This is a genomic window from Amycolatopsis sp. DSM 110486 (assembly GCF_019468465.1).
Classification (GTDB): Bacteria; Actinomycetota; Actinomycetes; order Mycobacteriales; family Pseudonocardiaceae; genus Amycolatopsis.
Map to the genome: position 1 here is coordinate 5519384 of NZ_CP080519.1, position 12911 is coordinate 5532294.

General features: G+C 68.8%; 14 protein-coding genes. 8 read left to right on the forward strand and 6 right to left on the reverse strand.

What is annotated here, in order from left to right:
- The first annotated feature begins 39 nt into the window (after positions 1–39).
- The 3 genes from K1T34_RS26860 to K1T34_RS26870 all read left to right on the forward strand — a co-directional run bounded on the left by K1T34_RS26860 (position 40) and on the right by K1T34_RS26870 (position 2716).
- Positions 40–765: a FadR/GntR family transcriptional regulator gene (locus K1T34_RS26860; protein ID WP_220237562.1), complete on the forward strand. Its 726-nt coding sequence runs from the start codon at positions 40–42 to the stop codon at positions 763–765.
- A gap of 100 nt (positions 766–865) precedes the next feature.
- The gene (locus K1T34_RS26865; RefSeq protein WP_220237563.1) at positions 866–2326 is read left to right on the forward strand and encodes an alpha/beta fold hydrolase; all 1461 of its coding nucleotides are present in this window, start codon (positions 866–868) and stop codon (positions 2324–2326) included.
- A 45-nt stretch (positions 2327–2371) separates the two neighbouring features.
- Positions 2372–2716, forward strand: a complete 345-nt coding sequence (locus tag K1T34_RS26870; protein WP_220237564.1) for a nuclear transport factor 2 family protein — start codon at positions 2372–2374, stop codon at positions 2714–2716.
- 45 nt (positions 2717–2761) lie between these two features.
- Here K1T34_RS26870 and ilvA read toward each other — a convergent pair whose 3' ends face one another.
- Positions 2762–4018, reverse strand: coding sequence for a threonine ammonia-lyase IlvA (ilvA, locus tag K1T34_RS26875; protein WP_220237565.1), 1257 nt, complete (start codon positions 4016–4018; stop codon positions 2762–2764).
- Between the two features lie 107 nt (positions 4019–4125).
- Here ilvA and K1T34_RS26880 point away from each other — a divergent pair, with 107 nt between their 5' ends.
- Positions 4126–4320: a hypothetical protein gene (locus K1T34_RS26880; RefSeq protein ID WP_220237566.1), complete on the forward strand. Its 195-nt coding sequence runs from the start codon at positions 4126–4128 to the stop codon at positions 4318–4320.
- Positions 4321–4376: 56 nt separating this feature from the next.
- Here the strand turns inward: K1T34_RS26880 and K1T34_RS26885 are convergent, their stop codons facing one another.
- Positions 4377–5804 carry a short-chain fatty acyl-CoA regulator family protein gene (locus K1T34_RS26885; protein WP_220237567.1) on the reverse strand — a complete coding sequence of 476 codons (1428 nt, stop codon included), beginning with the start codon at positions 5802–5804 and terminating at the stop codon, positions 4377–4379.
- A 229-nt stretch (positions 5805–6033) separates the two neighbouring features.
- Between K1T34_RS26885 and aceA the strand changes: the two genes are divergently transcribed.
- Both aceA and aceB read left to right on the forward strand, forming a co-directional pair.
- Entirely contained in the window at positions 6034–7323 is a 1290-nt protein-coding gene (aceA, locus tag K1T34_RS26890; protein WP_220237568.1) for an isocitrate lyase, read from the forward strand.
- A gap of 66 nt (positions 7324–7389) precedes the next feature.
- The gene (gene aceB, locus K1T34_RS26895) at positions 7390–8997 is read left to right on the forward strand and encodes a malate synthase A (protein WP_220237569.1); all 1608 of its coding nucleotides are present in this window, start codon (positions 7390–7392) and stop codon (positions 8995–8997) included.
- 370 nt (positions 8998–9367) lie between these two features.
- Here the strand turns inward: aceB and K1T34_RS26900 are convergent, their stop codons facing one another.
- Positions 9368–9946: a TetR/AcrR family transcriptional regulator gene (locus tag K1T34_RS26900; RefSeq protein ID WP_220237570.1), complete on the reverse strand. Its 579-nt coding sequence runs from the start codon at positions 9944–9946 to the stop codon at positions 9368–9370.
- A gap of 94 nt (positions 9947–10040) precedes the next feature.
- Here K1T34_RS26900 and K1T34_RS26905 point away from each other — a divergent pair, with 94 nt between their 5' ends.
- Together K1T34_RS26905 and K1T34_RS26910 are read left to right on the forward strand one after the other, a co-directional pair.
- A complete protein-coding gene (locus tag K1T34_RS26905) occupies positions 10041–10499 on the forward strand; it encodes a nuclear transport factor 2 family protein (protein ID WP_220237571.1) in 459 nt (152 codons plus the stop codon).
- 59 nt (positions 10500–10558) lie between these two features.
- Entirely contained in the window at positions 10559–11341 is a 783-nt protein-coding gene (locus tag K1T34_RS26910) for a class I SAM-dependent methyltransferase (RefSeq protein ID WP_220237572.1), read from the forward strand.
- 51 nt (positions 11342–11392) lie between these two features.
- Here K1T34_RS26910 and K1T34_RS26915 read toward each other — a convergent pair whose 3' ends face one another.
- From K1T34_RS26915 to K1T34_RS26925, 3 genes are all read right to left on the reverse strand, one after another.
- Positions 11393–11971, reverse strand: coding sequence for a metallophosphoesterase family protein (locus tag K1T34_RS26915; protein ID WP_220237573.1), 579 nt, complete (start codon positions 11969–11971; stop codon positions 11393–11395).
- Between the two features lie 152 nt (positions 11972–12123).
- Entirely contained in the window at positions 12124–12744 is a 621-nt protein-coding gene (locus K1T34_RS26920) for a phosphoribosyltransferase (RefSeq protein WP_255637609.1), read from the reverse strand.
- 5 nt (positions 12745–12749) lie between these two features.
- Positions 12750–12905 carry a hypothetical protein gene (locus tag K1T34_RS26925; RefSeq protein ID WP_220237575.1) on the reverse strand — a complete coding sequence of 52 codons (156 nt, stop codon included), beginning with the start codon at positions 12903–12905 and terminating at the stop codon, positions 12750–12752.
- Between the last annotated feature and the right edge of the window lie 6 nt (positions 12906–12911).

The following is a 12911-nucleotide window of genomic DNA, read 5'->3' on the forward strand; positions in this document are numbered from 1 at the left end:
GTGTTCACTTTGAGATATTTTGTTGGGTATGGTCTCTGCATGGCTGCCGACCTGGGTTCACCGGCGCTGACGGGCATCCGGCGCCTGTCCGCGCTCGAGACCGTGCGGGCCCGCATCGCCCTCGCGATCGAGCTGGGCCTGCTGGGCCCGGGGGAGCGGTTGCCGCCCAACGGCGAAATCGCGCGCGCGCTGGGCGTCGGCGACATCACCGTGCGCCGGGCGCTGGTGTCCTTGTGCGAAGACGGCGTGCTGGTGCGCCGCCGCGGCCGCAACGGCGGCACGAGCGTCGCCCCCGACGCGCCGGCGGGCCGGGTCGGCGCGGTGAACGCGTACCGCGAGTCGGCGGACGAGGTCCACGACCTGATCGACCACCGGCTCGTTATCGAGGCGGGGCTCGTCCAGCTCGTCGCCACGCGGCGAACCGACGAGGACGTCGACCGGCTGCGTGACCTCGTCCGCCGCATGGACGACGCCGCCGGGTGGGCCGAGTTCCACGAGCTCGACGCCGAGTTCCACCTCGCCGTGGCCGCCTCGGGCGCGCCGGCGGCGGCGGTGAGGCAGTACGAACTCGTGCTGCGGGAGCTGTACCGCTTCTACCTGCCGTACCGGATGTCGGCGCTGCGGGCGTCCAACCGGGAGCACGAGGTGCTCGTCCGCGCGATCGCCACGCGCAATCCCGACGAGGCGGCGATCATGACCCGCGCCCACGTCGGTGATCTGCACCGGACGATGTTCGTCGGCCTGCCGGACGTGACAGGTTCCTGACGCACGACAGTCCACTACGGACTGATCTCGGCTCATCGGTGACGCACATCAGCCGATCGGCTGATCCGGGTCATCGCGCGCGGGTCCGATGATCATCACCATGCCGAAGTTCCGTTTACTCGTCCCGGTTGTCGCGGCCGTCGCGATGGTCCCCCTCGTGCCGGCGCTCGCGTCCGCGCAAGGGCTCGACTGGAAACCCTGCGTGTCCATCGCGAAGGGCTGGGACTCCGACGACCAGCGCACCGAGTGCGCGCTGGTGACCGTGCCTCTCGACTACTCCGACCCCGGCGGCCGCACGATCGACATCGCCGTCAGCCGAATCCGCGCGACGGGCACGCGCACGGGCGCGATCGTGTTCAACCCCGGCGGCCCCGGCCAATCGGGCATGAAGATGCCGCTCACGATGTCGGAGAGCAAGGCGTCCGGCCTGCTGGAGCACCACGACCTCATCGGCTTCGACCCGCGCGGCGTCGACTACAGCGCGAGCCTCCAGTGCGACGACGACGACGCCCAGCCCGACCCGTCGTTGTCCGAAAAGGACCAGGCGCGGTTCCTCGCCGACCACAAGGCCGCGGCCAACGCGGCGTGCTTCGCGAAGGACCCCGCGCTCGTGAAGTCGTTCACCACGCCCAACATCGCCCGCGACGTCGACCGCATCCGCGAAGCGCTGGGCGAACAGAAGATCGGTTACTACGGCGTCTCCTGGGGCACGGCCCTCGGCGCCGAGTACCGGACGCTCTTCGACAGCCACGTCGACAAGATGCTGCTCGACTCCGTCATGCCGCCCGAGCTGAGCGTCACGACGATGGACGACGACCAGGCCGCCGCGGGAGAGAACACGTTCCGCGAGTTCGCCGCGTGGGTCGCGCGCTACGACTCCGTCTACCACTTCGGCGGCATCGAACCCCAGGTCGAGAAGGCTTTGCTCGACCTGCGCGCCGAACTCGCCGCGCACCCGCGCACCGGCCCCGACGGTTCGCCGCTCAACGGTGAAACCGTCAACCAGTTCTTCGCCTACCCGCGCCGCCAGTGGGTGGAGGCCGCCAGCCAGCTCGCCGCCATCCGCGACGGCGGCGCTCCGGCAGCACAGCCCGACGCCGCAACCTCGCTGAAAACCGGCTTCGGCTGGGACACCGAACGGACCGGTGGCAATTTCTTCCAGCAGAACGCACTGCTCTGCAACGAATCACCCAGCCCCCGCGACTTCGACACGGTCTGGCAGCACCGCCTCGACCGCATCAAGGCCAACCCGGTCGCCGGCTCGTTCGGCGTCTACGAGCAGATGTGCGTCGGCTGGCCAGTGCCCGCGACGCAGTGGCAGTTCAGCGCCGGCAAGAGCCCTCTGCAGCTCGTCGGCCACGCCTTCGAGCCGGTCACGCCCATCGGCTGGGCCCTCGCCATGCAACGGCAAATCGGCGGCTCCCTCATGACCGTCGAAGACGACGCCCACGGCTCGCTCTCGAGCCTGCCCTGCGCCGCCGCGGCCGTGACGTTCTTCGACACCGGCCAGACGACCACGCAGTCCTGCCCCGGCGAGCCGATCCCGGCTCCGAAGGCGTAGCCGCTGAACGGCGAAACCACGTGACGCCGCGGATAACCTCACCTCGTGAGCGAGATCCTGCGGCGTCACGTGGCCGCGTTCAACGACCGCGACCTCACCACTCTGCTCGCGGGTTTCACCGACGATGCCGTCTGGATCACGGGCACGACGGTTGCCCGTGGCCGCGCCGAGCTGGCTGACCTTTTCGAGAGCGCCATGACCCAGCTCCTGCCGACCCTGACGATCGACGAGATCTTGATCGACGGCGACCGCATGGCCGCCCAGCTGACCGAGCGACTCACCCACGGCGGAGCGGAGCACACGTTCCCGATCGCCGGCTTCTACCGCCTTCGAAACGGCCGCATCGCTTCCGCCAAGATCTATCGCGAGGGCAGCGCAGAAGTCGACTGAATCCCGTTGCCGTTCAGTGGCAAATGCTTCTGACCAGCGGAAACGTCACAGCAAGAAATGGAACAGCGGGCTCCCCGGCTCCACCTGCTCGACCTGCAGCGGGCTCGCCTCCAGCCGCTTGAGCAGGCCGGGCAGCTCGGCCGGCCGCGGGATCTCGATGCCGATCAGCGCTGGTCCGAGCTCGCGGTTGTTGCGCTTCACGTACTCGAAGCGCGCGACGTCGTCCTCCGGTCCGAGGATCTCGTCGAGGAAGCGCCGCAGCGCGCCCGGCTCCTGGGGGAAGCTGACGAGGAAGTAGTGCTTCAGTCCTTCGTGCATCAGCGAGCGCTCGAGGATTTCGCTGTAGCGGCTGACGTCGTTGTTGCCGCCCGAGACGATGCACACCACCGTCTGCTCGGGTTCGACCAGGACCGTGGTCCCGAGTGCGGCCGACGCCAGCGCGCCCGCGGGCTCGGCGATCACGCCGTCGGCCTGGTACATGGCCAGCATCTCCGTGCACACGGCGCCCTCGGGCACGGAGGTGAGCTCGGCGCCGCTGTCGCGCACGAGTGGGTAGGTCACGCCGCCGGCCTCACGGACCGCGGCGCCGTCCACGAACGAGTCCACTGCGTCGATGCGCACCGGCTTGCCGGCTTCCAGCGCCGCGGCCATGCACATCGCGCCGGCTGGCTCGACGCCCACGACGCGGATCTCCGGGTGCCGCTCGCGCACCCAGGTCGCGATGCCGGCCAGCAGGCCACCGCCGCCGACGGGCACCACGAGCAGGTCCGGCACGAAGCCGAGCTGCTCGACGACCTCCAGCGCCACCGTGCCCTGGCCGGCGACGGTGCGAGGGTCGTCGAACGCGGGCACGAGCGTCGCGCCCGTGCGCTGGGCGTCGTCGTTGGCGGCGGCGAACGCGTCTTCGTACGTCTCGCCGACGACGATCACCTCGATGTGCGCACCGCCCAGCGTCGCGATGCGCTCGCGCTTCTGCCGCGGCGTGGTGCCCGGCACGTACACGCGGCCGTTGGCCCCCAAGCGCCGACACGCGTACGCCACACCCTGCGCGTGGTTACCGGCGCTCGCACACACGACGCCGCGCGAGCGCGTGGCCTCGTCGAGCTGGACGATGAAGTTGTAAGCGCCGCGAATCTTGTACGAGCGGACCGTCTGCTGGTCCTCCCGCTTGAGCCACACCCGCGCGTCGACGCGGGACGACAGCCGGGCGTTCGGCTCGAGCGGCGTCCGGGTGACCACACCCGTGAGTCGCTCCGCGGCCTGTTCCACCATCTGGGCACTGACGGTATCGATCCGTTGCACGATCGTTGAATCTACTTCCCGCTCATCGCGACGTCCGAGGCGGTGCGGGCGGCAGCTTGCGGTCAGGCGTCACCGCGTGTTGTGGGAACGGCCTAATTTGCGCAGTCATGATCGTTTCGGACAAGCCTGACCGGCCGGTCTCGGTCGCGCTGACTGCCGCCTTCTTCATGGGCAAGACCGCGGTGTTGCCGGCCATGGGCGCACAGCCGCCGGCGTCCGGTGGCGTCGGATTGCTCGCCGCCCCCTTGGTGCCTGGTGTTGGTGTATTCGGTGGTGGCTCATGCTCAGCGTGTTGTCACTGATCGGCCTCGGGCTCGCCTACCTGCCGGCGTCCAACACCTACATTCGCCTCCACAGCTCATGAACTCTTCGGCACCGCCGGGTACGGGACGAACGTGCTGGTGTTCTCGTCGACCGTCAGCGGCTTGCCGATCGCCGGGAACGCGCGCTGCGAGCAAGCCGGGCGTTCACAGACTTTGCAGCCCATCCCGATCGGCGTCGCCGCGGCGGGCTCGTCCAGGTCGAGGCCGGTGGAGTAGACGAGCCGTCCCGCGTGACGGAGTTCGCAGCCGAGTCCGACTGTGAACGTCTTGCCCGGGCTGCCGAAGCCGCCGATGTTGCGCGAGACCGTGCGCGCGACCCAGAAGTAGCGTTTGCCGTCGGGCAGGGCCGCGATCTGTGTCAGGATCTTGCCAGGCGAGCCGAACGCCTCGTAGATGTTCCACAGCGGACACGCGCCACCCACGCGCGAGAAGTGGAACCCCGCGGCCGACTGGCGTTTCGACATGTTCCCCGCCCGGTCCACGCGCACGAACGAGAACGGGATGCCCCGCTGCTTCGGCCGCTGAAGCGTCGACAGGCGGTGGCACACCGTCTCGAAGCCGACGCCGAAGTGGTCGCACAGCCGCTCGATGTCGTAGCGGAACTTCTCCGCCGTGGTCAGAAAAGGGCCATACGGCAGGATCAGCGCGCCGGCGAAGTAGTTCGCCAGGCCCACGCGCGCAAGTGTCCGCGCGGTCGGCCCCGAGAACGCCCATGAGTCGGCCAGCTCGGTGATCAGGTCGTCGTACTCCAGCAACGCGATCTGCGAAGCCATCCGGAACGCCTGTTGCCCCACGCGCAAGCTCGGCGCGAGCCGCAGCACGCGCGTCGCCGGCTCGTAGCGGTGCTGCTGACCTGCGGCTTCGTTCAGTCCTTCGCTCGTCACCTCCACGCCGTAGCGCTGCCAGAGGCGATCCTTCAGCGACGTCAGCGCCGAGCCTCGGCGCAACGGGATCTCCGCGGCCATGCGTTCGGCGCGCTCGTCGAGCTCCGCGACGTAGTTCTCCCGTTCGTAGAAGAAGTCGCGCACCTCTTCATGCGGCAACGGTGCCGCGGCGCTGCCGTGCAGGCCGAGGCCGTTTTCCGTGGTCAGCGCGACCGTGGTCTCCACAGCGTTGCGGTAGCTGCGGTGCAGCTTCACCAGCGCCTGGGCGATCGAAGGCAGGTTGGAGGCCAGCTCGTTGAGCTCGCTCGTGGTCACCTCGACACCGACGACCTCGTCGAGCAGCGCCTCCTTCACGTCCGCGACCAGGCGAGACGTGTCGTTGTTGGCGAAGAACTCCGTGTCGACGCCGAACGCCTGCGTGATCCGCAGCAGCACCGGCACGGTCAGCGGCCGTGAGTTGTGCTCGATCTGATTCAGGTAGCTGGGTGAGATCTCGAGCACACGAGCGAGGTCGGCCTGGCTCATGGAACGGCTCTCACGCAGATGCCGTAGCCGCGCCCCGGCGAAAGTTTTGTCCATCGCTCCTCCGATCGGCCGGAAGGTTTCCGGCCCTGAACGATTACGTGAACGATCAAGGCCGTGGATTTTCACCCGACTTGCCAACCAGTGATTCGCAAGCTTTGCAAGATGCTACGCATCCTTCACATAAATTGGCAAATTGGAGCTATGGACCGCCTTTTCGTGCTCGTGTCAGGGTCGTAACCAGGCAAGGCGAGCAATCGCAAACTTCGCAACACGGGAGAGTCCGATGACCGAGCAGGCCAAGCAGCTCGACCAGGCGGCGGCCGAGCTGGCCGAGCAGTGGAAGACCGACCCCCGCTGGGCGGGCGTCCAGCGGACCTACTCCGCCGCCGACGTGGTGAAGCTGCGTGGCTCCGTCGTCGAAGAGCACACGCTTGCCCGTCGCGGTGCGGAGCGGCTGTGGGAGCTCCTGCGCACCGAGGACTACGTCCACTCGCTGGGCGCTCTCACCGGCAACCAGGCCGTGCAGCAGGTTCGCGCAGGCCTCAAGGCGATCTACCTGTCCGGCTGGCAGGTTGCGGCCGACGCCAACCTGGCCGGCCAGACCTATCCGGACCAGAGCCTCTACCCGGCCAACTCGGTCCCGGCCGTCGTCCGCCGCATCAACAACGCGCTGGGCCGCGCCGACCAGATCAACTGGGCCGAGGGCAACACTGACATCGACTGGTTCGCGCCGATCGTCGCCGACGCCGAGGCGGGCTTCGGTGGCCCGCTGAACGCGTTCGAGTTGATGAAGGGCATGGTCGCCGCCGGCGCCGCGGGTGTGCACTGGGAGGACCAGCTCGCGTCCGAGAAGAAGTGTGGCCACCTCGGCGGCAAGGTGCTGATCCCGACCAAGCAGCACGAGCGCACGCTCAACGCCGCCCGTCTGGCCGCGGACGTGCTGAACGTGCCGACCCTCGTCGTCGCCCGCACCGACGCGCAGGCCGCGACGTTGCTGACCAGCGACGTCGACGAGCGCGACCAGAAGTACCTGACGGGCGGTCGCACCGCCGAGGGCTTCTACGAGGTCAACAACGGCATCGAGCCCTGCATCGACCGCGGTCTGGCCTACGCGCAGTACGCCGACCTGCTGTGGATGGAGACGTCCACTCCGGACCTCGAGATCGCCCGCAAGTACGCCGAGGCGATCAAGGCCGAGTACCCGGACCAGATGCTGGCCTACAATTGCTCGCCGTCGTTCAACTGGAAGAAGCACCTCGACGACGACACCATCGCGCGGTTCCAGCGCGAGCTCGGCGCCATGGGCTACAAGTTCCAGTTCATCACCCTCGCCGGCTTCCACGCGCTGAACTACTCGATGTTCGACCTGGCCCACGGCTACGCCCGTGAAGGCATGACCGCCTACGTCGGCCTGCAGGAGCGCGAGTTCGCCTCCGAGGAGCGCGGCTACACCGCGACCAAGCACCAGCGCGAGGTCGGCACCGGTTTCTTCGACCTGGTGTCCACGGCCCTGAACCCGGAGAGCTCGACCACCGCGCTCAAGGGTTCGACCGAAGAAGACCAGTTCCACTGACGTTTTCCGCGGGCCGGCGACCCGGTCGCCGGCCCGCACCCCTTCTTTCCCTCGCGGAGGTACGAGATGGCCGACAAGCTGAACTACCGCATCGAAATCACCGGTCCCGCCGGTGACCGGTTCGCCGAGATCCTCACCCCGGCCGCGCTGGAGTTCGTGGCCAAGCTCGACAACGCCTTCGCCGGCCGCCGCCGCGAGCTGCTCGACGAGCGCCGTCGCCGTCGCGAGCGCGTGAAGACGGGGGAGGAGCAGCTGGACTTCCTGCCCGAGACACGCCGCATCCGCGCCGACGACAGCTGGCGCATCGCGCCGCCGGCGCCCGGTCTCGAGGATCGCCGCGTCGAGATCACCGGCCCGACGGACCGCAAGATGACCGTCAACGCCCTGAACTCCGGCGCGAAGGTCTGGCTCGCCGACTTCGAGGACGCGACTTCGCCGACGTGGCACAACATCGTCGACGGCCAGCTGAACCTGTTCGACGCCATCCGCCGCAACATCGACTTCACCACCGAGTCGGGCAAGCACTACACGATCGGCGACGACCCGGCGACGATCGTCGCCCGCCCGCGCGGCTGGCACCTGGTGGAGAAGCACATCCGCATCGACGGTCGCCCCCTGTCGGCGAGCCTGGTCGACTTCGGGCTGTACTTCTTCCACAACGCGCGCCAGCTGATCGCGCGCGGCAGCGGCCCGTACTTCTACCTGCCGAAGCTCGAGAACCACCTCGAGGCGCGCCTGTGGAACGACGTTTTCCTGTTCGCGCAGCAGGAGCTCGGTATCCCGCGGGGCACGGTCCGCGCGACCGTGCTGATCGAAACGATCACCGCGGCGTTCGAAATGGACGAGATCCTCTTCGAGCTGCGCGAGCACGCTGCCGGCCTCAACGCGGGGCGCTGGGACTACATCTTCAGCGTCATCAAGAACTTCTCCGAGCACGGCGCCGACTTCGTGCTGCCGGACCGCGCGCAGGTCACGATGACGGTCCCCTTCATGCGTGCCTACACCGAACTGCTGGTCCGCACGTGCCACCGCCGCGGCGCGCACGCGATCGGCGGGATGGCAGCTTTCATCCCGAGTAAGGATCCTGACGCCAACGCGACTGCGTTCGAGAAGGTCCGCCAGGACAAGGAACGCGAGGCGGGCGACGGATTCGACGGCTCGTGGGTCGCGCACCCCGGCCTGGTCCCCGTCTGTCGCGAGGTCTTCGACAGCGTGCTGGGCGGCTGGCCCAACCAGCTGGGCCGCCTGCGTGAGGACGTCGACGTCACCGCCGCGGACTTGCTCGACGTCGCCTCCGCCGGCGGCGAGGTGACCGAGGCCGGCGTTCGCGCCAACATCAACGTCGCCCTGCGCTACATCGACTCCTGGCTGCGCGGCACGGGCGCCGCCGCGATCCACAACCTCATGGAAGACGCCGCGACGGCCGAGATCGCGCGGTGCCAGGTGTGGCAGTGGATCCGCAACGGCACGAAGTTCGCGGACGGCACAGCGTTGACGCGCGAGCTTGCCGTGGAGTTCCTGGACGACGAGTTCGAGTCGGTCCGCGCCGATCTGCCCGCCGGCCACCGCCTCGACGACGCCCGCGCCATCTTCACCGAGACCGCCTTGGGCGAGAAGCTCCCGGGCTTCCTCACGACGAGCGCCTACGCCCGCCACCTGTGCGACGCGCGGTGACCACGCTCCGGCCGCCCCTGACCTGACCGGGGGCGGCCGGTTTCCCGCACCGCTTTGGGACGGTGCGGCGAGACGGGTCCGGTGGCGGAGGCTCCCCGCCACCGGACCCGGGTTTTCGTCTGTTGCCGTCCAGTGGCTAGGCGCTGGTGGGCGGCGCTTTTTGGGTCTGTCCCCTGGGTGGCGATGGCTCTGTTGCCGCTGATCGGCGACAGGCTCCGGAGCTGCCATTTCGACGTGCCGGCGCAGATCGCCGGGGGTCATCCATCGGCTGCGCGGTACAGCTACGGCTCGCCATTGAGTGGCGATTTGTCGACGAACGCGCCGATCGCCGTTCAGCGGCGACGGCCCAGCCGGCCGCTCATCGGCGAATTCACGGCTGCCGGATCAGCGTCTCGCGGCCAACAGGGCCGCCGGATCGGCGCTGCGCGGCCAACAGCGTCGCGGCGGCCGCGCGGGCCGTGCCGGCCTCACCGGGGTCACCCTTGATCGCGGCGAGCACCGTGGCCCCCTCCATGAGGGAGAAAAGCTGGTCGGCGAGGTCGTCGTCGGCGACGAGCCGGCGCAGGTACGCCCGCACTTCGTCCTTGTGGTTGTGGATGGCCGCGGCCACGCCGGGCGCGAGCGTCCCGAACTCGCCGAAGGAGTTCACGAACGCGCAGCCCCGGAAGTCGGGCTCGCTGAACCAGTCGTGCAGCCAGTCGAAAACGGCCAGCGGGTCGTCGCCCCGCACGGCGACGAACTCGCGCAGCGACCGGCGCCAGCGTTCGTCGCGCGTGTTCAAGTAGGCGGCTACGAGGTCATCCTTTGAAGGAAACACCTGGTAGAGCCGCTTGAGTGAGACGCCGGAGCGGCTGCGCACGGCGTCCATACCCACGGACTGCACGCCCTGGGCGTAGAACAGGTCTTCGGCTGCCTCGAGTAGCCGTTCGGTGGCTTCCGCGGTGTTCACGTCGTGTCCCTCTGGTGTGGAGAATCAACGTTCTCTATGCTAGCCGACACCAGGGAGAACGCACGTTCTCCCGCGATCCGCGCAGGAGAACGCCATGACACCGCGCCCGCCGTTCCCGCCGTTCGACGAGAACACCGCCCGCCAGAAAGTCCAGGCCGCCGAGGACGCCTGGAACACGCGCGACCCCGAGAAGGTCTCCCTCGCCTACACCGAGGACTCCGTGTGGCGAAACCGCGACCAGTACGTCGTCGGCCGCGCGGAGATCGTCGAGTTCCTGACGCAGAAGTGGGAGCGCGAGCTCGACTACGCGCTGCGCAAGGAACTGTGGGGCTTCCGTGGCAACCGCATCGGCGTGCGGTTTCAGTACGAGTCGCACAACGCCGAGGGTCAGTGGTTCCGCAGCTACGGCAACGAGCTCTGGGAGTTCAGCGACGAAGGCCTCATGCGCCGCCGCGAGGCGAGCATCAACGACCGCCCGATCGCGGAAAGCGAACGCTGGATTTTCGGCAAGCGCCCGGAAGCCGAGCACGGCAAGGAGTTCCCCATCTTCTGATCCCTCGGCCGTGAGCGAACGCGCGTGATTTCTCGCTGAAGTGCAGCCAGGATCCAGTCATGAGCCTGGGATTCAGCGGAGAAGTCACGGAGTTCTACCACCGCTACCGCCGCGGTTACCCGACGGCGGTGTTCGATGCGATCGCCGCCGAGTTCGCCCTGGCCGGGGACGACGTGGTCCTCGACCTCGGGTGTGGCACGGGACAGCTCGCCGTGCCGATGGCTGCGCGGGTCCGCGCGGTCGCGGGCATGGACCCATCGTCCGACATGCTTTCGCGCGCCCGCCGCGCCGCGGCCGACGCCGGCGTGACCAACGCGTCGTGGCTCCTGGGTGGTGACACCGACGTCACCGCGCTGAATTCCCTGCTCGACGGGCTCGGCGCCGTCACCATCGGGCAGGCGTTGCACTGGATGGACCACGCGACGCTGTTCGCCGCCGTGAAGTCGATGCTCCGGCCGGGCGGTGGCATCGCGGTAGTCACCAACGGTTCGCCGCTGTGGCGCCAGGACAGCGACTGGTCTCGAGCGCTGCTCGCCGTGCTGTCCGACTGGTTCGGCCAGCCCCTCACCGCGGCCTGCGGAACGGACGACGCCAGCCAGGACCGCTATCGCGCCGCGCTGGTCGGCGCCGGCTACGACGTCGGCGTCCGCACCATCGACTACACCGGCGACCTCACCGCGGACGAGATCATCGGCGGCGTCTACTCGGCCATGGGCGAGGACGAGTTGCCACCCAGCGGCGAACGGCCGGCCTTCGAGAACCGCATCCGTTCGGCGATCGAGCCCCACGCGCCGTTCCGCGAACCGGTTCGCGTGACGATCCTGACCGGTCGCGTGCCCTGAGTCTTGTCGCCACTGAGTGGCAACAAGAGGTCGGCCGCAGGGCTTGGCTGTTCAGAGGCTGGTTTCGGCCGGACTTCCGAGCTCGGTCAACTCGGTGGTGACGGCGTCGAGGTGGAGAGGGCGAAGGTCGTTGACGTCCATCCCGACGTTCAGCTGCCGGCCCCGCTTGCGCCACGCGCTGTGGACGTGACCGTGCAGCAGCCACAGTCCCTCGTCGGGCAGGCGGTACTGCGACCCGCGGGCTTCGCCGACGTGGTCACCTTCGTACGGGAAATGGCTGAGCAACACGTTCTGCCCCGCGATCCGGCGCCGCGCAAACGCTTGCACCGTGGCGAAGTGCTCCAGCCACGCGCGTTGGTGCCGATGTGCCTGGCGCAGTCCGGGCCACGGCTCGTCGTGGTTGCCGGTGATGAGGTGGATCTCGCCGTTCAGCTGCCGGAGCGTGTCGGCGAATCGTGCCAGCCGGCCCATGCCGACGTCACCCAGGTGCCACACCTGGTCGCCCGGCCGGACGGTGGCGTTCCACCGCTCGACGACGAACGCGTCGTGCTCGGGCGGCGTCTCGAAGCCGCGCAGGCCGGCCACGAGCTGGTGGTCGAAGTGGGTGTCAGCGGTGAACCAGACGTCCATGATCGGGCTTCTCCTTGTTGTCGACGTCGGCCCATCGCCGGGGTGGCGACGCAGGCATACCTTGCGCCCTGAACCTCCCCTTGCGCCAGGGATTTTCGCCATTCGGCGGCGCTCGTCACTGTCCGTTGTGGATAGTGGGATGAAGGTCCCCTTCATCCCTTCCCGAGGAGCCGCATCACGGTCGCGTCGGACACCTGGGTGAAGTCGGCGTACCAGCGGCCCACGGCGCTGAATCGCCTCGGCGCGGCGACGGCGATGAACTGGTCCACCTCGCCCTCGAACTCGGCGATGGCGTCCGGCGCGCACACCGGCACGGCCAGCACCACGCGCCGCGCGTCGCGGAGGTCGCGGACGGCGGCCATCGCGGTCACGCCGGTCGCCAGTCCGTCGTCGATCACGAGCACGTCGTGGCCGGCCACTGCGACCTCCGGGCGCCCGTCGCGATAAGCCACCAAACGGCGACGCGCCTCGGCCCGCTCGCGCGCACACGCCGGCTCCATCGCTTTCGGCGTGAGCCCGAACGCGCGCAACGCCGGCATCGAGTAGTAAGGCGGCCCCTCCGCCGTCACCGCGCCGACGCCGAACTCGCGCCGCCCAGGGGCCCCGATCTTCCGGGCGACCACGACGTCCAACGGAGCCCCGAGCACCCGGGCGACCTCGGCCGCCACCGGCACGCCCCCGCGCGGCAACCCGAGCACGACGGGCTCGACCCACGGCTGCCTGGCCAGGATCCGCCCGAGTTGCCGCCCGGCGTCGATTCGATCGAAGAACAACGTCCTCACCACGGTCGCGCCACCAACCAAGACACGATGCTCGCGGCACGCGGATTGTTGAACAATCCATTCGCCGAAAAACGGCGAATGCCTGCCGCGCAGCGCATCCCGACGACCGCCGGAACGAGCCCGGCTGCGTGGTCGATGAACGGCAACACCATGCGTTC

Coding starts and splice junctions, on each gene's coding strand:
- K1T34_RS26860 (WP_220237562.1), top strand. CDS start 40: ATGGCTGCCGACCTGGGTTCACCGGCGCTGACGGGCATCCGGCGCCTG.
- K1T34_RS26865 (WP_220237563.1), top strand. CDS start 866: ATGCCGAAGTTCCGTTTACTCGTCCCGGTTGTCGCGGCCGTCGCGATG.
- K1T34_RS26880 (WP_220237566.1), top strand. CDS start 4,126: ATGATCGTTTCGGACAAGCCTGACCGGCCGGTCTCGGTCGCGCTGACT.
- K1T34_RS26885 (WP_220237567.1), bottom strand. CDS start 5,804: ATGGACAAAACTTTCGCCGGGGCGCGGCTACGGCATCTGCGTGAGAGC.
- aceA (WP_220237568.1), top strand. CDS start 6,034: ATGACCGAGCAGGCCAAGCAGCTCGACCAGGCGGCGGCCGAGCTGGCC.
- aceB (WP_220237569.1), top strand. CDS start 7,390: ATGGCCGACAAGCTGAACTACCGCATCGAAATCACCGGTCCCGCCGGT.
- K1T34_RS26905 (WP_220237571.1), top strand. CDS start 10,041: ATGACACCGCGCCCGCCGTTCCCGCCGTTCGACGAGAACACCGCCCGC.
- K1T34_RS26910 (WP_220237572.1), top strand. CDS start 10,559: ATGAGCCTGGGATTCAGCGGAGAAGTCACGGAGTTCTACCACCGCTAC.
- K1T34_RS26915 (WP_220237573.1), bottom strand. CDS start 11,971: ATGGACGTCTGGTTCACCGCTGACACCCACTTCGACCACCAGCTCGTG.
- K1T34_RS26925 (WP_220237575.1), bottom strand. CDS start 12,905: ATGGTGTTGCCGTTCATCGACCACGCAGCCGGGCTCGTTCCGGCGGTC.